The 23,302-nt window shown below is 46.9% G+C and carries 11 protein-coding genes; all 11 read right to left on the bottom strand.

The window, feature by feature from the left end:
* The 11 genes from ABWH99_RS12010 to ABWH99_RS11960 all read right to left on the bottom strand — a co-directional run bounded on the left by ABWH99_RS12010 (position 1) and on the right by ABWH99_RS11960 (position 23,300).
* Entirely contained in the window at positions 1–1,824 is a 1,824-nt protein-coding gene (locus ABWH99_RS12010) for an FAD-dependent oxidoreductase (RefSeq protein ID WP_375586515.1), read from the bottom strand.
* Complete coding sequence (locus ABWH99_RS12005) at positions 1,821–2,954, bottom strand: hypothetical protein (protein WP_375586514.1); 1,134 nt, start codon at positions 2,952–2,954, stop codon at positions 1,821–1,823. The genes ABWH99_RS12010 and ABWH99_RS12005 overlap by 4 nt, the downstream gene beginning before the upstream one ends.
* Positions 2,955–2,980: 26 nt before the next feature.
* Positions 2,981–5,395, bottom strand: a complete 2,415-nt coding sequence (locus tag ABWH99_RS12000; protein WP_375586513.1) for a hypothetical protein — start codon at positions 5,393–5,395, stop codon at positions 2,981–2,983.
* 104 nt (positions 5,396–5,499) lie between these two features.
* Entirely contained in the window at positions 5,500–8,319 is a 2,820-nt protein-coding gene (locus ABWH99_RS11995) for a glycoside hydrolase family 2 TIM barrel-domain containing protein (protein ID WP_375586512.1), read from the bottom strand.
* Positions 8,320–9,129, bottom strand: a complete 810-nt coding sequence (locus ABWH99_RS11990; protein WP_375586511.1) for a phytanoyl-CoA dioxygenase family protein — start codon at positions 9,127–9,129, stop codon at positions 8,320–8,322. It abuts the gene before it with no gap.
* Between the two features lie 16 nt (positions 9,130–9,145).
* A complete protein-coding gene (locus tag ABWH99_RS11985) occupies positions 9,146–12,025 on the bottom strand; it encodes a hypothetical protein (RefSeq protein ID WP_375586510.1) in 2,880 nt (959 codons plus the stop codon).
* Between the two features lie 50 nt (positions 12,026–12,075).
* Entirely contained in the window at positions 12,076–13,638 is a 1,563-nt protein-coding gene (locus ABWH99_RS11980) for an arylsulfatase (RefSeq protein WP_375586509.1), read from the bottom strand.
* Between the two features lie 144 nt (positions 13,639–13,782).
* Positions 13,783–15,507 (bottom strand): RagB/SusD family nutrient uptake outer membrane protein, encoded by a 1,725-nt coding sequence (locus ABWH99_RS11975; protein WP_375586508.1) that lies wholly within the window; start codon positions 15,505–15,507, stop codon positions 13,783–13,785.
* A gap of 12 nt (positions 15,508–15,519) precedes the next feature.
* Positions 15,520–18,540 carry a SusC/RagA family TonB-linked outer membrane protein gene (locus ABWH99_RS11970; RefSeq protein ID WP_375586507.1) on the bottom strand — a complete coding sequence of 1,007 codons (3,021 nt, stop codon included), beginning with the start codon at positions 18,538–18,540 and terminating at the stop codon, positions 15,520–15,522.
* Between the two features lie 378 nt (positions 18,541–18,918).
* Entirely contained in the window at positions 18,919–21,564 is a 2,646-nt protein-coding gene (locus ABWH99_RS11965; RefSeq protein WP_375586506.1) for a hypothetical protein, read from the bottom strand.
* Between the two features lie 287 nt (positions 21,565–21,851).
* The gene (locus ABWH99_RS11960) at positions 21,852–23,300 is read right to left on the bottom strand and encodes a DUF1501 domain-containing protein (RefSeq protein ID WP_375586505.1); all 1,449 of its coding nucleotides are present in this window, start codon (positions 23,298–23,300) and stop codon (positions 21,852–21,854) included.
* Positions 23,301–23,302: the final 2 nt, after the last annotated feature.

The raw sequence follows: 23,302 nt of genomic DNA, 5'->3' as shown, positions 1-23,302 counted from the left end.
TCAATTTTGGGGCAAGGTCGGTAAGTTGTAAATAGTCACCGGCGACTCGATGATATCCATAAATTCGTTCAGGTGCATGGTGTATACTTCTCTTGGACTGGCGTTGTTTTTTCTAGCCACAAACGCCGCATAGCCCACAGCTTCTCCCATCATTCCACAGGTACGCATTACCCGGGTACTGCCGAAAGCCACGTGGGTAGTGCTGATATTCCTGCCTGCCATGTACAAATTGTCGATGTTTCTCGAATACAGGCAGCGGTAGGGAATGGTGTAGGGCTGCACTTTGATGTGTTTGGTCGCGGCAAAAAACTCTTCTCCCTTGAAATACTGGGAGTTTTTGGCATCCGGAAAATGGAGATCAATCGTCCAGGTAGCGGTTACGCTCCCATCGGGATACATAATCCCGTCCTGAATATCCATCTGAGTCAATACATGGTCGCCCATCAATCGCCGGGATTCCCGCTTCCCTCCAATATAAGCCACCCAGGCCAATTCGTGATGGCTGTATTTGTCGGCTTTCTCGTTTTTCAGGTAGGACCAGTTGCCGTAAATCGCCCGCAAATTATGATCTCGGATCTGCTCGGCTTCATAAATGGTATGGAAATTTCCAAAGCCGGTCTCCCACTGCCAATCGGCCTTGTGATCGTCTATGTGGTACTCGTCGGAAAACTGGATGGCCCAGGGTGTTTCGGGGAACTCTGAAGGCTCCTCGCGCTCCAGAGAAGCCCAAAGGTTAGAAGTACCCAGGGTGAAGTCATCCGGGTTTTCCGGGGCCAGAGACTCACCCGTTTGGGCCTGGCTTTCCCGACCCATTCGGTACTCCGCTCCGGCCAAAAAACCAAGGGTGCCATCTCCGGTGCAGTCCGAAAAGTAGACTCCTTCAAAACGGTATTCCTGATTGGTGGCGATATCTCTTCCGATCACGGCCTTGATGGTATTGCCGTCCATTTCCACATCGTACACGTGGGTGTTTAAATGTAGTGAAATATTGGGTTCGGACCGCACAATTTGCAACTTGCGCTCGTCTCCGTACCGATCGGCATCCGGATTTCCGTTTCCAGGATCACCGTTATCCAGTTCCCGAACGATCCTTCCAAGCTTGGGGTAGTGGTTTTGATCCACCCGGCCCATCAGGTGCACGCGAATTTCGGAACTGTTGTTACCTCCCAATACGGGACGGTTTTGGATCAATGCTACTTTCAAGCCCATGCGGGCACCGGAGATGGCCGCACAAGTACCGGCCATGCCTCCGCCTACCACTACCAAATCAAACTTCCCCTGGTCTTCCGGACCGTCAGTGAGGTGCAGTAGCTCCTTTCGAAAGGCAAGGAGGGCTTCGTTATCATTGGTTGGGATGTCGTCCTTATCGGTGGAAAAATATATGGCATCAAAACGGCCATTGAATCCGGTGAGGTCTTCGGCCTCCAGGCTGTTTTGTCCGGCATTCATGCGAACGGTTCCTCCATAATACCAATCCCATTCACCAATGCCGCTTACTCCGAAAGTAGTTTGCAAGGGAGTACCATTGACGGAGAGTTTAAATTCTCCCGGCCCCGTAGGAAAAGGCGCCCAATCTTTTGTACGAATCCAGACATGGTAATCACCCCCACTGCTGAAATCAACCGTGGTGCGCGCATTCTCCACGGGCCTTCCCATGCCGTGAGCCATCAGGTAGGAGGAGTACAGGACGTCAAAGGACTGTTGGTCGATCACCCAACCGCCAATATCCTCAAAAGACTCAGCCTCTACCAGTACCCGGTTTTGTGCCTGTGTAAACAGCGCCAGCCCGACTAGCAGCGCGAGGGTTAAATACATTCGCTTCATGGTTTGGTTATTTTTTGGTTTGTTACGGTATATTTCTTCAATGTTTTCCTTGTCACGGCTCCGGGATTGGATTGATTTGCCAATAGCCGCAGCAACGGCTCCTCCCATTTCCCCTGCTGCAGGTAGGACACTGCCAAGCCCTGTTGTTCCTTGCTTAATGCGGCTTGCTTTTCCAGTACGGAGAGAATTGCCTGCTGCTGTGCAGGGTTACTTGCTTCCAGTTGTTTCAGCAACTGCGTCACCAATGGGGAATGCAGGGGCAGTGAGTGAAGCCGGTCCAGGATGTCCATTTGCATCCGATAAGGGCTTTGCAGATAGGTTTCCCAGAGCCATCGCTGTCTCGCCTCACTGGCAAACACTGTTTCCGGCAGCGCCTCTATCAAATGGCTGGCGAGGAAAATATTTTTGCCACGCAGCAATTCCAGCAGGGCAGCTACGAAGGGTGGCTCGTTTTCTTTCCCTTGGGCTTGAATGCGTTCCAACGCCCAGTATTGGTAGGGATAGTGGTCGCTCTGTAAAAACCGAACCAGGGTTTGCTCGGTATGGTTGGCCACAGTATGCGCTTTCGTTTCTTCTGTCAAGGGTCCATGTGCCAGGTGCCAGAGGGTGTAGCAGGAATACACAGCACCCGATATGACTTCGCTTTGGATGGTTTTGGAGGTAGCTCCCGTGACTGCGTCCACCCCGTTATTGCTGTCTACCGTCTCTGTACTCACTACCAAATCCGTGATGGAATAATTCCCCAGAATGGAGCGCTCGTTGCTTAGGATTCCCTGTAGTTTTTGGTAATCCTTGTCATCAAAGGGAACGTGGTCCAGCTTGGTCAATATTTCGCCCTCCGGCATCTCAAAACGATCAAAATTCCCCAACAGATCCCAGAAAAGATTGATGTACACGGGATAACACTTATTGGTATGGCATACGGGTGTGAATAGCTCGGCCACGTATTCCTGTGATATCCCATTGCTGTCTTCAATCACATACAGTTCGTAGCGGATCGAATCGGTATCTACCTGCCCGATCAGGCGACGCGTAGGGTCACCCGAGTCAGCCGGAAGGGGCAACACTGCTCCCAGACAAATCAGCAGTACCACACCAGCGATCATTATTTTTGAATAGCATGCACTCATCGGTTTGGTGATTGGTTTCCTATCATTTATTCGTAGCTAAGCTGGGCAGTGGCCCGGCAGTTTTTGTTCGCCACCAAGCGAATCCAACGGGCTTCCAGTTCGTCCGGAAAGGTTTCCCGATAGGTCTCTCCAGGCGAAACCTGCACCTCCTTCCAATCCATACAGGGGCCGTGACCAATGGGTTCAAATTGGATGGTAAAGGTAACTTCCTCTCCGGCATCATGCTGAAGTGTCAATTGCCTCTGGTCATAAAAGCCAAACAAATAGGGATCAGAGGCCAGGCCCGCTTCCACAGCAGTATTAGCCCAGGGGCCTCCCTTCCCAACTGGCTTTCCCAATTTCCAGAGATCATCGATCACCCCGGCCCAAACGGCAAGTTCACCGTCCTCGGAAAGAATAATGTGTTCGTTGGATTCGGCTGCCTCCGTATTTACGCCGGTGAGCAACAACATGCCCCTATAGGAAGCATAATCGTTGATACGAAGCTTATGGGAGGATACAGGCCTGATTTTGGCAAAGCCATCGGCATTCTCTGCGGGCAATTCGTAGAACGTCCCGTGGCAATTGAACAGGTCCCGTTCGGTAGCCACTTCCCGGGCAATCCGAAGTTTTCCTCGCAGGGAGGGCTCGGTAAAGGCTTCGTCTCCTTTCGGTAGCCGCCACCTTCTGCCCCGATCATCGGTGACCAGCACGGATGCTTCATCTACCTCAAATACATTTTCGGGAATGGCAAAGCCCTCGTTTATAAAAGCTTCCGTTTCAGGGTCATCAACTTTTACCAGCCGCAGCTTTTCATCCATTTCATAATAACCGGCATTTTCAACACTCCCCCCCTGATAATGTTTGGCGGCTATGCCTAGCTTCCTGCGATTATCTCCCAAGCCATATAACAATCCACCTGTATAAGCATCTTCCTGAATGGGGTGAATACCCTGGAAAATATCTTTTTGATAAGCAGATCGCTGCTCGGGATTGGAAAAAGACACATGCACCGTGGCCCTTGTTGCTCCATCACTTTTTACCCGGATCCATTCTCCTTTCGTATCCTGATCGAAGGAAAGCCAGCTACTTTCATTTCCGGCGAGGGAAACCTGTTCGAGCAGCTCCCAATGACCGGTACCATCTGTATCAATTTCAAGGGTGAAATTCACCTTCTTTTCACCCTGATTTTGCAGCCATACATTTTTCTCTTGCCAACCGGAAAACAGCATGGGTTCTGAGGTTTTATTGGCAGCTATTTGCTCCTCCAACCACAGGGCACCATTGGCAGTGACCGGGCCCAATTTATCCGGCATGTCCCTATCGGTAAACCAGAGATTAGAATTAGATTGCCCCGGCCCTTCGATATTTCCTTTTGCACTTCGTTTGTTTAGAAATTCCCGCTTTGCCGAATCATCGCAGCCAAAAACCAATCCATCCTGCCAGCGGGTAAAATCTCCGATGACCTTCAGGTAAGCCGATCGGGGCCTGATACCGGCAGTTTGCCCTTTTTGGAACGATTCGGGAAATTTCCAAAACATACCGTGCAAGGTCATCAGGTAATCCGGCGCTTCCTCCGTACCCACATCCCGGATACGGGGCCATTCGGTATTCCAGCCATGAGCACCATCGTAACTGTGGCTGGCTTTGGGCAAGCGGTAAAAGTCCCAACCCTCCGCCGGGTCGCGAACCCCCAGGATCAGGGATTTATGGTCCCAGCCGGTGGCCCAGATGGGGTCAGTTGCCGGATTGGGATTGCCATAAATGCCTCCCGGGCCTGTCACCTCGACAAACTGATTTCTTCTGACCAGGTGCCATTCTTCTCCGTCCCACTCATACAGGGCTCCTGCTTCTATGGAAAAATCCTCCAGGGCTTTCTGTCCGGTTTCCCCATTGTTGGAATAGACCAGTACCCCCTGTCCCGAATAGAGCCCTTTTCCATGTGCCCCCAACAGCAACTCCGCTTCCTGGGCCATTTCTCCTTCCTTGCGAATCACGTTGCCGTCTACGTATAAGGTAGTGGTTTCCAGGGTATGCACATCCACTTCATAAAAGCCCTCTTCCATGGTACCATAATAGATCTTATGGGCCGGATCGGTCAGGTGCCTGGCATTTCCCGTATGCCTTCCGGGCATGGTTTCGTAAGAAACGGTCCGAACCTTTCCTGTCCGGTCAATGGCATAGGGACCGATAAACAATTGCTCGCTTTCTTTATGAATCATCCGGTTGGCGGGGGTACCCCCTATACTTTCTTCGCGGATGGTAAAGGACAAATCCGGATTGATTTCATACAATTTATCGGAAGAACCGAAAGGAAAATGGGGTCCGTAGGTAACCACCCAGAGCTTATCTGCCCAGGGCACTACGGCACCCGTACCACATTCCCCTTCCTCGTTGTAATAGGCCAGGTGGGGGTAAATGCCGCTGATGGAGGGGTATACTTCTTCCTCCGATGCAGACATTTCAGGCCTATTACAGCCAACTGAAAAAAGGCATATAAGTACAATTAGGCCTATTAATTCGGTCAATCCGGCATCTGCAAGAACGAAATATTTTACCATCAATCTCATATACCTATCACCTTGGTAAAATCGGATTTTCCATTTTCATTGATGGTTGCCATCCTGAATTCATAGCTACGGTTAGGTTTAAGGCTGTTAATGTGACCGAAATACACCTCTGTTCGGTTCAGGTAAACTGCGTTCCAATTGTCCTCACTAGTCCCCGATTCCCTGTATTGGATTTCGTACGCTATGGCCTTGCCTACAGGAAGAAAGGACACTACCACCTCTTTACCGTTTCTGAAAGCTCCTTTCAAAGTTGGCGGAGCCGGCTTTTGATTTCCATCAGGTATGACTGTATAGGTCTTTCCCCAAAGGCTGCTTGAATTGTTGTTCATCACCCGCTGCACTTCGAAGGAATAGGGCTTTCCGTTTGTAAGGCCTCTGACCGCCATCAGTCCCGGAGTTCGGGATTGGATGATTTTTTCATCCCCATGTTCATCCCGGTACCGGGTTCTGTATAGAAAATCCATTTCGTCAGAAGCGTATCCCACAAAAAAACCTTCGTTGGTAGCCTCTACATGGCGAACACCGGGAGGTAAGAATTGGCGGGAATTTATGTTCACTGCCATTGGCTCGGAAAGAGATTCCCCAAGGGCATTAATGGCTACCACCTGTACCATGTATGTTTGGTCAACATCAAGACTATCAATGTCCAAAAACACCTCTATGCTGGGAACGGTTTCCTGGTCCAGCTGATTTTTTCCATACTTCACTTTATAGTGGGTGGCATGTGGGATTTTTTTATAAAAAACACGTATTCCTCCCGTTTTTGGGGCTATCATGTTGTGCAGGGTCCTTCCGCCATAGGCGTTGAACTGTATTTTTTGGACAGGTTTTCGGAAATAAATTACTGTATCCAAGACAGTATCCATTTGTGGTGTCAACAAGGAAACTTTCAATGCGTGAGCACCCTCCGCTTCCCAATCAATTTTAAAACTCAGCGGGTTATCCCCGGGGAGGATGGTAGGAAGGTTTTCAATACCACCTACTGTTGGGTTTTCATCAGCATCCAAGAGTTGGTAGACGATTTTATAAGCGCTGACGGGATGAGCGGGCAAATCCAACACCGTTCTCGGAAACACGGTAATGTTTGCCGTTTTGCCCAAGACGTCTACGACCATTTCGCGAACAGGGGCATGTTCCTTTTGGAGATCAAAAAAGGCTTGTTTTTTCCGCCTATAGACGTCCACTACCCCCCAAGGTCGGTTTTCAGAAAATTGCTGGGTATTATCATAACTGCTTCTATAGTCGTTATAGGTCCAAATGGAAGCACCTACCAGGTAGGGGAAATTTCTAATTGAGTCCAGCAGGGGATTGATCGCAAAGGTAGCGTCCAATCCTTCCCCAAACTGACCGATGCCGTACTCGCTGTAAAAGAGTACCTTGCCTGGGTGATTTGCATGCTGCAGGCGAGTCACAGGCGCTAAGTTTTTACCGTATTTGTTGATCAAGCCCATATCCGAATATTGAATATAATCATCCGCGCTATTAGCCATATGAGAAACCGCTGTAACCATTCGGGTACTATCCAGCGTTCGGGCATAAGCAATGCTTTTCTTCACATAAGCGTCCGCACTCGGATAATGACCTAACTCATTGCCTGTGCTCCAACCAACCACGGAAGGGTGATTGTATTGCCAATTCACCAGCCTGTCTAACCAATTGAAAGGAACATCATTGTCAGGATTTGCTAGGGAGTCAAATCCCCAAAGTGGAATTTCCGAAATGATAAGGATTCCCCGTTGATCCAGGTAATTGAGCATTTCCTCCGGCAAAGGCAAATGGGATAACCTGGCAAAATTGCCATTTAGGCTTTTAAGCAAATCCACATCCCTTTTGATCTGCCAAAGCGGCAAGGTGTTTCCGGTTGTTCGTGCATCCGGCACCAGATTAAGCCCCATTAATCGCACAGATTCGCCATTGAGCAAGAGTCTGTAATTGGCCGTGTCAAGCTCTACTTTCCGCAGCCCAAATGCATCGTTGACCGCCGGTTTCTGTTGGGTTTTAAGTATAATTGCCGACTCGTACAGAAAAGGATCGTCAAAATGCCACAGGCGAACATCTTTCTTTTTTATCGGGGTAGTGAGTACGATTTCTTTTTCTCCGTTTGCAGAAATCGATGTGGAAAATGGCAAAACCTGCCTGTATCCGTTACCAGCGCTAAGCAATACTTCCCCTTCGGCCACCGTCGATTCCGCGTTCAAATTTTCAAAGAAGATCCTGATCGCCACTTCCGCTTCTTTTTTACCTGCATCTACACGAGGAGTAATGTGTTGACGGATAATTCTGAGCCCATCAAAAGCAGTGAGTGTTACCGGTCTCCGTATACCTCCCCAATTCCAGATCGCTCCCCGTTTAAAGGTATTATCCGCACGAACGGTAAGGGTGTTTTCTTGATCGGGATATAAGAGATCTGTCACTTCAAATTCAAAAGGCAGAAAACCGGAGTTGTTATCTCCCAGCTTCTTGCCATTCAACCAAACGGTGCAATCGTGGTAAACCCCCTCAAAATTGATGATGACGGATTTGCCCTCCCAATCAGACGGCAGTGAAAACGTTTTGGTATACCATCCCTTGCCCACATAATGGGCATAGGCGTTGTACAGGTCCCAGTTTCCCGGCACCTCCATTTCCTCCCAACCGGAACGATCTACATAAGATAGAAACCACGCTTCCGTTTCTCCCAGATCATTCGGATCGGTTTTAAACTGCCAAGTGCCATTTAATGAAAATTCATCCTGGGCGAGCAAGGGAAAGCCGTTCCCAAAAAACAGGGATATACAAAAAACAAAAGCAGAAATCTTCAATCTTAAATCCATCATTTATTTAAGCGAAATATCACTTTTCTTTTGGTTAAAGGAAATCGTGTCAAAACCAGCCCTGGAAGCTTTTAAAATAGATCCTGCTGAAACCGTAGCCACTTCCTTGAAACAAGATGAAGGTTCCAAATAAGGGGTGTTTTGAAGGGTATTGTAACAGGAAATGATAGACCACCTCGGGTGATCGGATGTATTTGGATTAGAAGCATGTAGCAGGTTGCTGTGGAAAATCAAGGCATCGCCCGGAGCCAATTCGCAATACATAAGGTCAGTGAGCGCTTCATACCTCTCTACCCGATCGAGTGCCGCACCTACTTGTTCTCCTACCTTTCCATGCTCAATCCTTCCCATTTTGTGGGACTTGGGTAATACCATCAGACATCCATTCTCCTTGTTTGCCGGTGTAAGTGCAAACATCACACTTATCATTTCATCCGGAAACAAGAACCCATTCTTATACCAATATCCGTAATCCTGATGCCACTCCCAAGCGCCACCAACTTTCGGTACCTTTTGCATTACCTTGGAGTGAAAATGAGCAACGGGACCACCTATTAATTGGCCCACTGCTCCAACAACCCGCTCGTCCCTGGAAAGCATCCCGAAGGCATCCTCTCCGGGATCATTCCACAATGCCAGTCTCGATTCATTCCCGTTGGCATCCAATACCGCATAGGTATTCTCTGTCAAATGTGAATCCTCGGTGGACGCTTTGTAGAGAAATCCCACCTCATCTGAAGATAGAAATCCCCTTAGTATCACGTAACCTTCTTGATTAAATGCCTCGATTTGAGCTGATGATAATACGTTCATTTTCTTTTAGGTTTGATTAGTAAATTTCAACAAATTCCGACTGATGCGAATTTCCCTTAGCGTCTATGGCCTTCCATTTGAATGTTAGGGGAGAATCGCTTTTTTCCATCCTCAGACTGAATTCAAAAGGGTAGCTTTTATCCGTAACTTGTTGCCAGGCCTCATCCCCCATCTTATAGTCTAATTGTACGCTAGCAACGTGATCCTCGGTGGAGGTACTATACACGTAGAAATCGGTAATATGCTCCATACTTTTAAAACTCATTGCGGTAAGTGTTCCTATCGCAGACGAGGAGTATTCTTTTCTAAAATACTGTTGCTTTCGGGAGGCGGAAATCTCCTGCGAATTAAAATTGCCGGGAAAATACTGCGTTTGGCATAATCCTTTTATTTTGAACACGGCTATTCCACCAGCCGCGAGCTTAACCGGCAAGTTTCCATTTTTTAGGGTATGCTCGCCAATTAATTCATTCCTTGCCAAAACCTCAACGGAATATTCCCGGTCGGAATCCCATTTAAACACGTCCTGCCTGAGGTGAAAGGTTTCACTAATCGGATTCGGAGATGTGTTCATCAACACGATATAGGTATTTTCTCCATCCCTACCCAGTAAATGGTTAACTGATTTTTCACTGGTTTTAAAAGGGTTTTTGGGCAGCCAAAGGCTAACATTTTCATTGTCATAGATCTTTCCCGGCGCATGCCCGTAGACCTTATTGGAAAGAAAGGCATATCCCGGAGAAAACAAGGCGGGAAAATCTATTCCCCCCCCTGATCGGTAATAGGCATCACTTACCAGAAAATCCTGAATTAGAGCAACATGTGGCCAAAGGTGATTGTAAAAAACGGCGTTGTACTTTATCCCCAAATACGGATGCAGGGGATAATTGGTCTGCTGATAGACATTGGTATACAGCGAGGTGAAATAGTAGCCTGGGAAATTATTATACCTACCCAAAATGCCGTTATAGGCAATTTTTTTAAGTGTTTCATCCTGTTTCAAATACGCCAGCCGAAGCATCGCACCCGCCTGATGAAACAGCATAATGGGGCCATACACATAGGTACCCGGCTGCTCCGGAAGCAAGCCTACCAAAGAAGTATGCCACGCTGGAACAACCTGCTCCTGAATCTGCGTGGTCATGTCAAATTCCTGCCACTCATAGCTGTCTGCCTTAAATCTTCTACCGGGAAATATACCCTCTACCTTTCCTCCTTCGTTTACGGTGATGGATTTGTCCGGAGCAAATGGCGTTGACCTGGTCCAAAGTGAAAGCTGTTTAGCGCCTTCATAGGACGCATCCAGGTACTTCCGGTCTTGGGTAAGTTCATATAATTCCAACAACTCCTGCCACGTCGAGGAATAATCATTGACGAATGTGGCTTGGGCATCTCTAAGGCCGGCATTGGTAGAAAAGTCAGACGGGTATTGATAAAAGGTCAAATCCAAATATTCATCCGCCAATAGGATCGCCGAGTCCAAGTATTCCTGACCATGGTCTACCAAATACCTGGCGAGGTAGTCTTTCCAACTTGCCCCACTTACCTCTGTCTCTAGGTTTAACTGTCGGCTTTTGCCAAATAAGCGTTCAATTTCTTTCGGGAGTGCGGTGTTTTTTTCGCCAAGTAGGCGGTATATGCTTGCCATTTCCCACAATTCCATAGCGGGACCTTTCAGGAAGTGTGAGGGATTTTGAGTCTGCTTTTCAGGAAGTGCATTGATGGCATAAAGGTATTTTTCCCGTGACATCAGGTATTCCAACATCGGCAACCCCCTGCGATCGTAGATTTCTTGGTTGCCCGTGGTGAACGCCACGCTTAGCGGATGGATAGCTGATACATTTTTTACCGTATATGGCACATCAAACTTATAGTCGTACCCTTTGTATTCCTGCACCCAACCCGAATAAAAATCGTCCATGGCAAAATCGATCATATTGTGAAAGGTTTCGTTGAGCGAAACCATGGCATTTTGTCGTTCCAGCGGGTATTCGATGACGTGTTGGTACAGATAATCTGTGCCTTCCGTCCAGGTCCCCCCTGCCAAATAATACTGAATGGAAAATGTATGGCTGCCATCTGTTTCCAAATACGACTCCTGCCCGCCCAGGATTGGCGCCATTACCATGGGTTTGGCCATCCCTCCCTCTGTACGCAGCATCAAGCCAAACCTTGAGTTGCTTGCTGTTGCAAAGCGGAAAGGAATTTCGGAAGAAGGAATAGCCAATCCTTCTGTAAGCTTGTCCTGAGTTGTAAATACGGCAGGCGTAGTCGCATAGGACTCAGGAGTGAGTACAGCCTGTTCGGGAAAACGCTTCCAGGACCATATCAATGGCTGATAGAGGAAATCCAACTTTTCGGGGTCCCTCTCCTGCAGTCCAGTATAAGCAACCGCAAAATACCCCTTCGTTTTTGAGACTATATCCCAGGAAATAAGCGGTACGCCTGCTCCATCGGGTAATGAAAGGGACGCCGAAAAGCTGAAAAGCTCATTTTCAGCATAGGTGATTCGAATGGCGTTTCCATCCACCTCAAAACCCGTCGGCGATAATTCGATGGTTTGTGCGCTTTTCCAAACATTCATTTCTCCCTTTCTCCAGTTGGCAACGGGTGACCCACCGGTTGCTCGCGTACCAAAACCATAGTTGGGGTCTTCGCTTGAATGGAATACGGTAAAGGCGCTGGAAATCTCTGCACCAATCGCCGCATCATCTTTTCTTTGAACACTCCAGACTCCGCCTTTCGCGCCGTTTTTACTTCGGGATACGGCATACGCTTGGTTTTCAATCAAAATAACATCCCTTTCAACTCCTGAATGGGGGTCTCCATAGAAAACCGATCCATCTACCGGGATCACAAGTATCAATATTAATAAACTCGTAATCGAATTAAGCATTTGATATAACGGTTATGAAACGATTCCTTTACGTATTTTACGTCGATCAATCACTGACGTGTAGTTCTGACCGGCCATGCTTCAACTCCTGAATTGGAAGCCCATTGATTCCACTTATGCGTGAGGCTGTCTTTCACCGGTTGTGAATCGTTCAGCTCACTAGATTCATAAGGATCAGATTTTAAGTCATAAAGCTCCCAATCTTCTCCATGGATTTGTACAAGCTTATATCCGTTGTTCCAAACTGCCTTATTTCCTTCATGTTCCCAAAATAGGTCTGTATGAATGGTTTCAACAATCCCATTTATTATGCCCATAAAACTCAATCCGTCAAACTTCTGGTTTGGCAAGGAAATGTCAGCTATTTCTAATAAGGAAGGCATTATATCTATGATATGAATGGGTTCACGAATTATTTTCTCTTTGGCATTGGGATTATTCGGCCAAGAAAATATCAACGGCGTCCTTATTCCGCCTTCATACGTTTGCTTTTTATACGATCTGTAGGGCGTGTTACTTACATTTGCCCAGTGCCGCCCGTACGAAACGAAGGACTTTGGTGTCCCGATTTCAGCTCCGGGAGATCGATTCACCTCCTCCCTGGTGGCACCGTTGTCAGAAAGGAAAAGAATTATTGTATTTTCATATATACCTAAGTCTTTCAGCTCAGCGATCAACATTCCGATATTTTGGTCCAACCTATCGATCTGTGCAGCGTACACCTGCATTTTTTTAACTTCCTCTGTTTTATTTTCCACCTCCTCCCAAGATGGAAAATCATGCAAGCTTATTTCATCGTCGGAGGGAAGTATTCCCAGCTTCTTTTGCTTTTCAAACCGTTTCGTTCCAACTGACTCGTATCCCTGTTCATAGACCCCGGCATACTTTTCGATGTCTTCGGGCAATGCCTGCAGAGGAAAGTGGGGAGCTATATAGGCTATATAGGCAAAAAATGGCTTTTCCTCTTCCACTGCCTCTTTAATAAAGGAGACGGCTTCTGTGGTGAAATTATTAGTTGAATAAAACGTGGAAGAGTCTGGGAAAACTTGTTCCTGATTTCTATAAATCGGTCTGTCCAAAAAATCAGACGGATAAAAATACAGTCCACCACCCGCAGGAATACCATAAAATCGATCAAAGCCTCGTTTGTCCGGCCAATGTTCCCGGTCATTTCCAACGTGCCATTTTCCGGTCATAATCGTTCGGTAGTCTTTTGTACGAAAAGCCTCGGCTAGTGTAGTGGTATTTCGGTGAATGAAGCCCTGATAAGATGAGACGCCAAAATTCTCATCCATGTGACCGATTCCTGCATTGTGGGCATATAGGCCAGTCAGCAAGCTTGCCCTTGAGGGGTTGCAACGCGGTGTATTATAGCAATTGGTAAATAAAATTCCATTGTTGGCCAACATATCCAAGTTGGGCGTGGAAATTTCAGAACCCGTTACGCCCAAATCAGCATATCCCATGTCATCGGCAAGAATGACGATAACGTTTGGCGGGGATTGAATCTCATTCGCTCTTTCACAGGATATTACAGGTACGCATGCAAGTAGAATAAATACCGTGCATCTCAGTACCACCATCTTCTGTTTTTGCCAACTCCTTTTATTCATTGTTCACGTAAGTGGATGTATGCTTTTCTTGCCCTATTAGTAGTAGGCAAGTTTGGTAAATACGTATCATGACATCACCAGCCTCGGTAAAGCGACCATTAATGTCATGATACGTTGTAAGCAGTGCAGTTGAATTAATCGGCTTTAATATCCTCCCGGGTTTTGGGTAATGGTAGCTCCATTTGCCCTATAGGTATCGATTTCTGCTTGGGGTATTGGTAAGAGGTAATCTCTTGGATTGGTAAATACCCGGATGGCATTTGGAAAGCGCGCATCTGTATTGCGATCGTATTGGGACTCGATTCCCGCATAGGAAACAAATCCATCTTCATCGATTGACGGAACGAATTGGGCATTTTCCTGATCCAGGATTCTCCCGTACAACGTTACAGGCACCACCTTCTCCGCGATATTCCATCTTCGGATATCGAACAGACGAAAACCCTCATTCGCAAATTCCACTTTTCTTTCCCTTTTGATTAGGGTACGAAGAAACGCCTGGTCCATCGAAGTAACCGCGGGATAACTTCCCGTGTCGCCTGCAGGTACGCCGTAAGCCCTGGCCCTAACCCTATTCAAGGCCTCATGAACAGAAGCGTCAATTTCATTCAATTCAATCTTCGCCTCTGCATAATTTAACAATGCCTCTGCATACCTCATTATCGTGAAATCTGTCTCACTCCAAAACCGATTTTGAAGTTGCGATTCTACGTTGGTATATTTCTTCCAAAGATAACCGCAAAAAGCAGCCGGCCAGATTACTTTCCTGGAATCATTGTTACGACCTCTGATAGTTCCATCTACATTTCGTACCTCCAAACTATCCGGATGGCTTTCAAAAATGATTCCTCCCCATTCACTTTGCGGTGTAATGATGGACGCTTTTAGTCTAGGGTCCCTATTGTCAAAAGGCCTGGTTGGATCGTATACGCTGGACTCGTCGATGGGCAAGCCGTCGGTTGCTTCGTAACTGTCTATCATGGATTGGGTAGGCACAACGACACTGTATCCGCCGAAATTACGCGAGCCTTGAGCCACTGCGAAATTCGGAACAGTGCCAAAACCATCCATAAATGGCATTACCAAAATAGCTTCAGCCGACCCTTCTCCTTGGGGAGTAAACAACTCTTCGTAATCCGGATGTAGGGTGATATTGCCTCCATCAATTACCGCTTTTGAGGATGTTGCGGCCTCGCTAAACCTCCCCGCATAAAGCGCAATCCTCGAGTGCAAGGTTAGTGCAACATCTCTGAAAACTCGATTTTTTTCTCCTGCTGTGGCCGGTAAATTCTGGGCAGCTTCCTGAAGGTCAGCTAATAAGCTATCTATGATCTCGTCTTTGTCTACCCTTGGTAAAAGTGCATCCAATGGATTTGCGATTAGATCCTCGGTATAAGGAACATCTCCGAATAAAAACACCAGATAATGATAATAATAGGCACGCAGGACCATTGCTTCGTACTTGATCTGATTCAACCTTTCGGCGGGGACTACATCGGCTGCCCTATCCAAATTGTTGATCAGGTTATTGGCCCTACCAATACCTCTATACATGTGCGTGTAAACGTTGAGAAACCCTCCGCTATTGGCACTATGGGAGCCAGCGCCTAATTCGTCAAAACTACTAAACCCTCCTCTAACCAGTCCAATATCGGTGGCTCCATTGTCCATGTTAACCTGAACAGGAAGGTTATACCCCCCCAACCAAATCAACGAATTATAAACACCGGTGAGGGCAAGATCAAGTTCCTCCTCGTTGGAAAAGAAGGTGGCATCAGTCGGTTCTGTCAGCGATTCCAAATCCAACAAGTCGGAATCACATGCTGAAATCATAAACAATGCTGCTATAAAATAGGTGAATTTTTTCATGGTGTTTTCTGGTTAAAAGGTTAGACTGGCTCCGAAAGTATAAGCTCTGGCAATTGGGAAAAATGCCCCGGAACTACCGTTTGGAGTTAGTGGGTTGGTTCCTTTAGGAAGCCTGTTAAAATTGGCCAGATTTTGGATCGAGGTGTACACCCGTAAACTCCTTGCTTTTAATCTATCCTTGAAGGTGGGGAAGTTATACCCCAAACTTACATTTCGAATGGCAAGGTAGGATGCATCAAATACCCACACATCGGAAGCTCTCGCATCATTGCTACCAGAGCTTGTAGGCGCAAGTACCGGAATCCTGGCATTTGGCCTCTCAGGAGTCCAGGATTCTTCGACATGCCATTCTTGCACCTTCCCTGCATTCCACAAGGGCATGATCGCATCACCTTGCAATAACAAATCCCTTTTTCCTACTCCTTGAAACATCACCGCAAAATCAAAACCTTTGTAATCCGCCGTCAGGTTTAACGCATAACTGTACCTGGGAAAAGGATCCCCGATGATTACCCGGTCATCGGGGTTAATGACCTCGTCCGGGGAATCATTTATTCCGTCCCCATTCGTATCCAAGGTAGGTTGATCCACGTATCTGATGTTGCCTGGAATAAGGGCTCCAAATTGATTGGGAGCATTGTCGATTTCTTCCTGATTCTGAAAATACCCCATGGATTGGTACCCGAATATCGAACCAATAGGGCTTCCTGTGGTGGTAATCGAGTTTCCACTGATTATCTGTCCCAGGCCACCCAGATTAGTCACCTCATTTTTCACGTCGGAAAAGTTGAAGTTCGCACTGTAATTAAATTTCCCAATTGCATCCCTCCAATTGATATTGAAATCAATCCCTCTATTTTCGACAGATCCTACGTTTTGAAGGGGGGCACTCAAGCCTACTACTCTGGGTACAGGTAATGCCAATAAAATATCGTTAGTCGTCCGGACATAGTATTCAACCGTAAAGGTCAACTGGTTATTGATCAGGCCCGCATCCAATCCGATATTTGCTGTTTCCGCTGACTCCCATCGAATTCCGCGGTTGGCCAATACATTTTGTGCAGCACCTGTTGCGACGTTGTCACCGAAAATAAAATTCGATGCCCCCAGAAGAATGTTGGAGGTATACGGGAAATCACTACCAATTTGCTGGTTCCCCAGCCTTCCCCAGGAAGCTCTAAACTTGAACTCTGAAAAGAAATCCAAGGGGCTGAAAAATGCTTCTTCAGTCAAACGCCAGCCTGCAGAAAATGACGGGAATATGGATACGCGGTTTTCTGGTGCAAATCTTGAGGATGCATCCCTTCGTACGTTTGCCTCAAAAAGGTACTTATCCAGGTAGGAGTAGTTAAATCGAGAGAAATAGGAAACCAAACTGGAATGCGTCGCACTTCCACTATTTCTCATGTTGGTCTCTGCACCCGCATTCAACTGTTCAAACCGATCAATGATAAAATCCGTTCTCGAAGCACCAAATTGCGTCCAATTGGTCTTGATCATTTCGTAACCGCCAAGTATCGTAAATTGGTGATCGGTGATGGCTTTGCTGTAGGAGATTAGACCGATGAGGTTGTCTTCGAATATTCTGGTATTGGTATTGCTCAGTGAATTTCTATCGGGCACATTACGCGTTGACTTTGAATCCCAGTCCAGAATCGTTGTATACATTTTGTCAAAGTTACGATCGAAAAGATCTCGGTATTCCGGAGAATACGTTAAACTTATATTAAGATCTTTCACCGGGGAATAATTTACCCGCATCAGACCCCGGAAGTAATTATTCTCATTGCGATTGAGTCCCCCGTCTGTGGCGTGCGCGATGGGGTTTTGACCACTCCAACCATCTCCCCAGGATCCATCGGTGTGGATGGCCACTTGTGTGGGGTCAATTCTAAAGGCGTCTAGGAAAACGCGATTCAAACCCGAATTGGGCTGGGTAGTCAACTCCTGACTAAAATTCAAATCAAACGTGAGGTCGAATTTATCGTTGATCTTGATATCCGAATTGAATCGGCCATTGTATCGCTTGAAATTGTAATTCTTTACATTGGCCCCCTGATCCGTATAGGAGATGGATCCCATCAGCTGAACGTTTTCCGTTCCACCATTTACAGTGAGGTTATGGTATTGCTGGAATCCATTTTCTGAAAACAGCAAATCCATCCAATCGGTATCCGGGTAGATATCAGGATTTGACTCCCTATTTTGCTGGTAATTGGCAATGGCGGCTTCGTCTACATTCGTCGCCCGCAAGAAATCAATAGCTCCCAGATAAGAGGGCAAGGTCTGAGGTTCCTGCCAACCGGCATAGGTATTATAGGAAACCGTCATCGCTCCCGCTTTCCCCCGCTTCGTGGTCACAAGTATGACTCCGTTGGATCCCCTGGAACCATAAATTGCCGACGCAGCAGCGTCCTTCAACACCGAAATACTCTCGATATCCGAAGGATCAATGTTATTTATATCTCCTTGAATCCCATCTACAAGTACTAAAGGATCATTGGACGCACCAAGAGACCCAATACCCCTTACCCGTAAAGTGGCACCATCCGCTCCCGGACGGCTGCTGGACTGGATAGCGGTCAATCCCGGTGTCATACCAACCAAAGCCTGAGAGGCCTGGAATACCGGTTGACGCGAAATTGCAGCCCCATCGATAGATTCAACAGAGCCTGTTAGATTTATCCTCCGCTGGTCTCCGTATCCAACTACTACCACTTCACTGAGATCACTCATGTCCGGTTGCAAACTAACGTCGATGGAACGTTGGTTCCCTACCGTAATCTCTTGCTTAAAATACCCCAAAAAGGAATACACCAACACCGAATTACTCCCCGGCACTTCGATTTGATACCTTCCATCCAAATCCGTTACCGTACCTGAAGTCGAATTCTTTATCAAAATGCTGACCCCGGGCAAGGGAGTCTCATTTTCGTCGAACACAGTACCGCTGACCGTGATCGATTGGGCCAGGGAAATGGTCGCGACTACCATTAGGACCAATACAAATAAACTTGGTAAAATTTTTTTCATTGTTACGGTTATTTTGGCAAAACATTGTTACTCTTTCTGCATATACAGAATATCTATCAATACTATATATAAAAACCGTAATAAAAAAGGTATTATTCATAAAAATAAGGAATTTTATTCCGTAATCGTTACCGATAACGTTTTCATTTTAATATTCAATAACGAATCAATATTATTTTTAACAATTTGATAATACTGGAAGGTGATAAAAACTCAATCAGAAAATGGCTATACCGTCTGATTTTCGGTACCGGTGAAATGGTACCGAAAATCAGGTAAAAAAAGTACCGAACGAATGGACGAATCAAGGTGAACTCACTTCCAACAACGGCAAATTAGTAGGGCTTTTTTAAAAAAAATGCTTTGAACGATCGTATATCAAAGGTTAAATTTTTCACTTTTTTCGATCCTTCCTTCCGTATTGCTGGCGGAGAACCAACATGAAATCTCTCCTTCCGTTCCCTTCAAAGGAATCGTAAATTCAAAGGGATAGTGTTCATCAGTCAGATTTTTGATGGTACCCTCCCCATCCTCGTAATACAACGTCACGCTGGAATAGTGTGCATCGTCCTCCTCTAGATAAACATACCCTCTGCGGTCGTAAGCTCCCAGATTGATAACCATGGCACGGGCCTTTCCAAAATCAATTTCTTTCAACCTATCCAGGGAATCGGAACCTTTCGTGAACAAGCGTTGCCGAAAAGCCATCATTGGTGTTAGCCCTTCTACCCGGATCGCCGTAATGCCCTGCCCAGCAACCTCCACCTCAAAGGAGGAAGCACCCAGGGTAGCAGCCTTTCCATCATCCGATAGCACCGTTATATCTTCGATGGTGCCAAGTGCACATTCTGAATTGATTCGTACAGTGGAGGTCGCCGCCTGTTCGGATTGGTTCATAAAAGCCATAAAAAGTCCGGATGCATCATACCCCGATACGTAGTTCAATTCCGAATGAGAAACAGTCAATAGACTGTTTGGCATCCACAGGTGTACACTGTCTTCTTCATAAAACGTTCCGGGTTTGCTGCCGTAAAACTTATTTTGCAAATAAGCATAGCCTTCGATGTATTCCGATGGAAAATCAATCTCACCTTCTGACCGGACAAAGGCATCGGTAACCAGGTAATCCAGCAGCATGCTGGCCATGGGAAGGATGTGGTTGTAGTGAAAAGAATTTACGCTAAGAGCTTTGTGTTCACGTAGCGGGTAATCGGGTTTCTCATAGGCCGTAGTACGCGCGGTATTGATGTGGTAACCGGGAAAATTTTGGTAGCGGCCAATAATGGCCGATTTGGCCACTTCCATTAGAAAGGGGTCTTGTGCGTAATACCCTAACCGCAACATCCACGGTGCATAATTTGCCATGAAAATCGCCCGGTGACCCTGGCTGGTACCCGAGGACTCGGGCGTAAGCCCGATTTCAGAGAGTCTCCAGGCCTCCACGTTTTCTTCCGGAAAATACATCTGCTCATGGCCTTTGGATTTCAGGTACCAGTACAGCGGCGCTTTGCCGCCCTCATTTACCAAAAGGCTGGTATCCGGAATAGCAGGTGACATCCAGGTAAACATCGTATAGCGCCTGGCCCCGTCATGGGCTGCCTCTAAGTACTTTTTGTTTTGTGTAATTTCATATAATTCAGTCAAATCGACCCATCTGGAGGTAAACGCATTCCAGAAAAATAATCCTGGAAAATAAGGATCCGCAAAATTAGTCTGCTTGACTTCAACCCTCTTTCGAATGTATTCGTCCGCACCTGAAATGGCCAGGTCAAGGTATTTTTTATCCCCGGAGGCCTTGTACAAATGCATGGCATTGATCCAGGAATCTCCCTTTTCGGCGACATCCAGGTTTCGAATACGGCTGCCGGCGAACTCCCTTTCTGCCAATTCCAAAAAAAACGCATTGGATGGGCCGAAAATGTTGTACAAGGAGGTGAGCTCAGAAACAGGGGCTATGGGCCCCATCATGCTCCTAGATGGATGCTGGATTTTTTGTTCGGGGTCAAGCGAAAAAAGAAATTTCTCCCTAGACAACATATACTCCAAGGTCGGGTAAGCTCTTTGTTCGAACATCACCGTATCGTCCATTACGATTGCCAGTTCCAAGGGACTTAAACTAGAAACGTTTTTCACTGCACCCGGCACATCGGTAGAATAGGCAAAACCTTTCAGCGAGTCAATATACCAGGCATATTCCGACTTGGAATAGTCGACGATATTTTCGAGGGTTCGATTGAGCGACAGCGCCTCATTTTTCCGGTAGTTTTTGAATCCGAAATCCTTTCTGGCGATGGTTTCGTAGGCTTCATGGATTTTTCCGGGTTCAACTATCAGGTAGGATTTAAATTGAAATACCTCGCCCACTTTCATTGAGGAACCTTCGCCTCCGGGCACCGGTGCTAGCAGTTGAGGTTGGGCATTTCCTTCCTCGTTCCTGACCAGCACCCCAAACCGGCTGTTTTCCGCCACCGGCAAGGGATCAAATGGGTATTCCTCCGATGCAGCCATTACTCCAAGCGAATGGATGCCGTCGTTGACAAGCGCGGTAGGGATCGGACAGCGAAAAGCCAGCGTCATGACGGGACTTTCAGGAAACCGCTTTTCCTGCCAAATCAATGGTTGCCAGATTTCAGATACCTGAGAAAGTGGAAAATTCGGAGCGCCGGTATAAGCAACTGAGAAAAAACCGTCCTTTTTGGGTTTAATCGCAAAGGTAAGGGATGGATTTCTCCCCGCTAAATCAGACAGCTCCGCTGAAAAATGAAACCACTCGTGCTCATTGAAAATGAGCTGGATACTCCCTTCTTTCTCTTCCATGGCAGATGCGCGGATGGTCGTGACGGTACCCGCATGGTAGGGATTGGAACTCCTGGCTGCTGCCTCTCCTTCCAAAATACGGTCGTCAAAGCCATCTCCAACAGAACTATCATTCCGTTCGACCTTGCCAAGGTCGGCGTTCTTTTCCTGGTAGGCCATCCAGGTAATAATATTGTAAGGTACTCCCTCGATGCCAGCTGGCCGCATTGCCATTTTCGGGTCTTCCTCGCTAAATATAACGGAAAATTTCGGTTGAAAACGATACGACTTCCCGTTCTTCAACAGGGCTATTTGGTCCGCTTCTATAAAAACCTCAACTCGATTGGAACTACATCCAACCAGTGTATAAAGGCAAAGAAAGAAAGATATTTTTGACAAACTATTCATACGTGAAAGGAGTGGATTGATTAAGAAATAAGACAGATAGGCTACTTGTCGCGATTATCTTTCTTTAGAAAATCGTTTAGAAATTACAGGCAGAACCACCCAAGATTTCAACTCAATAGCGATTTTACTACCGTTCCGTGAACGTCGGTGAGGCGATACCTCCTACCCTGGTGTTTAAAATTTAATCGCTCGTGATCTACACCCATCAAATGCAACAGGGTGGCCTGAAAATCATGTACGTGTACCGGGTTCTTAACAATATTGTATCCCAGTTCATCTGTCTTTCCGTAGGAATATCCTTTTTTCACGCCTGCCCCAGCCATCCACATCGAAAAGCACCTCGGATGGTGATCCCGGCCGTACATAGTCTTGGTTATCTGACCTTGAGAATAACTGGTTCTCCCAAATTCACCTCCCCATATAACCAGCGTATCGTCCAAAAGCCCCCGTTGTTTCAAATCCCGAATCAGTCCTGCTGTGGGTTGATCCGTACTTCTTGCCATGGTTTGAATATCGTTCGGAAGGTTTCCATGCTGATCCCATCCCTTGTGGTACAATTGAATAAATTTTACATTTTTTTCTGCCAATCTTCTGGCCAGAAGGCAATTGGCTGCGTAGGTACCCGGAATATGCACGTCGGGCCCGTATAGATCCAGCACATGGTCTGGTTCTCCGGAAATATCCATGGTTTCTGGAACCGATGTTTGCATGCGATAAGCCATTTCGTATTGAGCTATTTTGGAATTGATTTCCTCGTCGGGATCGGATTGAAACGCGTGTTCATAAAGGGCTTTCAAATGACCCATATACCTGGAACGTTGATCTCTTCCCACACCCGATGGATCATTCAGGTAAAGTACTGGGTCTTTACCTGAACGGAACTGCACCCCTTGAAACTGAGAAGGCAAAAAGCCATTTCCCCATAGCCTTCCATAAACGGGTTGGGCACCTGACCTTCCGGTGGATACCAAAACACAAAATCCGGGTAAATTCTCATTTTCGCTCCCCAGTCCATAGCTTACCCAGGACCCTATAGAAGGTCTTCCTGCCTGTTGGGAACCTGTCTGGAAAAAGGTGATGGCGGGATCGTGGTTGATGGCCTCCGTATGCATGGATTTGACGACACATATCTCATCAGCTAGGGAGGCGATATGGGGTAAAAGCTCGCTGACGTACAAGCCTGATTTACCCCGTCTTTCAAAACCAAACCGTGAACCAATCATGGGAAGGGATTGTTGCCCCGCCGACATGCCGGTTAATCGTTGCCCCTGCCTAACCGAATCGGGAAGCTGTTCCCCTGTCCGCTTGACTAGCTCGGGTTTATAGTCAAACAATTCAAACTGGGAAGGCCCCCCACTTTGAAATAAATAAATGACCCTTTTGGCTTTGGGTGGAAAGTGAGTGCCGCCCAAAATCCCAACTCCCGGATTCGTATAGGCCTGGGAAGAAAAGGGGTTGACCAAAGTGGACAAGGCCATTCCTCCAATTCCCAGTCCGGCTTTAGTTAGAAATTCCCTCCTGGAATAATGGTTCACATGTGAACATAATGTCGACATAC

It is taken from the genome of Cyclobacterium xiamenense, assembly GCF_042140265.1.
Taxonomy (GTDB): domain Bacteria; phylum Bacteroidota; class Bacteroidia; order Cytophagales; family Cyclobacteriaceae; genus Cyclobacterium; species Cyclobacterium xiamenense_A.
This window is presented reverse-complemented; position numbering and strand designations above follow the sequence as displayed.

Coding starts and splice junctions, on each gene's coding strand:
- ABWH99_RS11965 (WP_375586506.1), bottom strand. CDS start 21,564: ATGCGGCCAGCTGGCATCGAGGGAGTACCTTACAATATTATTACCTGG.
- ABWH99_RS11970 (WP_375586507.1), bottom strand. CDS start 18,540: ATGAAAAAAATTTTACCAAGTTTATTTGTATTGGTCCTAATGGTAGTC.
- ABWH99_RS11990 (WP_375586511.1), bottom strand. CDS start 9,129: ATGAACGTATTATCATCAGCTCAAATCGAGGCATTTAATCAAGAAGGT.
- ABWH99_RS11995 (WP_375586512.1), bottom strand. CDS start 8,319: ATGATGGATTTAAGATTGAAGATTTCTGCTTTTGTTTTTTGTATATCC.
- ABWH99_RS11960 (WP_375586505.1), bottom strand. CDS start 23,300: ATGTCGACATTATGTTCACATGTGAACCATTATTCCAGGAGGGAATTT.
- ABWH99_RS11985 (WP_375586510.1), bottom strand. CDS start 12,025: ATGCTTAATTCGATTACGAGTTTATTAATATTGATACTTGTGATCCCG.
- ABWH99_RS11975 (WP_375586508.1), bottom strand. CDS start 15,507: ATGAAAAAATTCACCTATTTTATAGCAGCATTGTTTATGATTTCAGCA.
- ABWH99_RS12000 (WP_375586513.1), bottom strand. CDS start 5,395: ATGTCTGCATCGGAGGAAGAAGTATACCCCTCCATCAGCGGCATTTAC.
- ABWH99_RS12010 (WP_375586515.1), bottom strand. CDS start 1,824: ATGAAGCGAATGTATTTAACCCTCGCGCTGCTAGTCGGGCTGGCGCTG.
- ABWH99_RS12005 (WP_375586514.1), bottom strand. CDS start 2,954: ATGAGTGCATGCTATTCAAAAATAATGATCGCTGGTGTGGTACTGCTG.
- ABWH99_RS11980 (WP_375586509.1), bottom strand. CDS start 13,638: ATGAATAAAAGGAGTTGGCAAAAACAGAAGATGGTGGTACTGAGATGC.